The 1,166-nt window shown below is 53.5% G+C and carries 1 protein-coding gene; it reads left to right on the top strand.

From position 1 onward, the window contains the following. Nucleotides 1-1,062: IS256 family transposase (locus ACO6BQ_RS12630; protein ID WP_489121514.1), on the top strand; the 1,062-nt coding region annotated here is incomplete at its 5' end. Nucleotides 1,063-1,166 lie beyond the last annotated feature (104 nt).

Below are 1,166 nucleotides of genomic sequence, written 5' to 3'. Positions count from 1 at the left end.
GATAGTTTTTCCAAGCAGGAGCGCGCCCTCTTCTTAGAGGAACATAAAGGTGAACAAGGCAACGGTTTCCGTCCTCGTCGTTGGCGTGGTCACGGTTGCAGTTTCCAACTTCGCATTCCTCGCACTCGTTCGGGTGCTTTTCAACCGATCATACTCGGGATCTTGGCTGCTCAGGAAAGCGAGCGTGCGCTGCTTTTTCATGAGTTGTATGCTCGTGGACTTTCTTGTGAAGACATCGCCGAGGTGGGTCGTCGCATCTACGGTCACCACTACAGCAAACAGCAGGTGAGCCGGCTCTCAGGGGCTTGTTACGAGGAGATCCAAGAGTGGCTTGCACGCCGACTTTCTTCTCACTATTTGGCCGTCTACATCGATGCCACGTTCTGCAGCACGCGTCGTGACGGGAGCGTCTCGAAGGAGGCCTACTACACGATGTTGGGACTGTTGCCCGACGGCAGTCGCGAGGTGCTCACGGTGGTAAATCACCCCACAGAAGGGGCAATTGCTTGGGAAATGGAGCTCGAAGCGCTCAAGGAACGCGGCGTGGAACAAATCGATTTGATTGTCTCCGATGCTTTGAGCGGTATCGAAAATGCGGTGTGCTCGGCTTTTCCCACGGCGCTGCACCAACTCTGCGTCGTGCATTTCAAACGCAAGGTGTTGAACACCGTTTCCACCAAAGACAAAGCCGAGGTCGGTGAGGAACTCAAGGCGCTCTTTCCCGTGGAGCATACCGACATGACACCTCTTGCGGCTTATGAGAATTTGCGTACCTTTGCCCGACGTTGGGGCAAGAAATACCCGAGCCTTGCCCGATTGGACAGAGAACGCAATGCGGCCTATTTCACCTATCTGAGGTTTCCCGAAAATGTGCGCCGGATGATTTACTCGACCAACTGGGTGGAACGTCTCAATCGCTGCTACAAGCGCACTTTGCTCATGCGCGGAGCGATGCCTTCTCCCGACTCGGTTGTTTATCTTTTGGGCTCTGTTGCCAAGGAGAAAACAGAAGGGACGTATGCAAGACGGCTGCCGTATTTTCGGGAATGGAAAATCAAGTAAAACGACAAAGAAAAATCAACATCACAAATTCCCCTCCGGCTTGGGGTACCCCAAGCCGGAGGGGAGGACGAAGGAGAATCTTACACACTTTTTCGGACATTACC

This window comes from Centipeda sp. (in: firmicutes) (assembly GCF_057271695.1).
The sequence above is the reverse complement of the archived record's forward strand: the minus strand, read 5'-3'. Positions and strand labels throughout refer to the sequence as shown.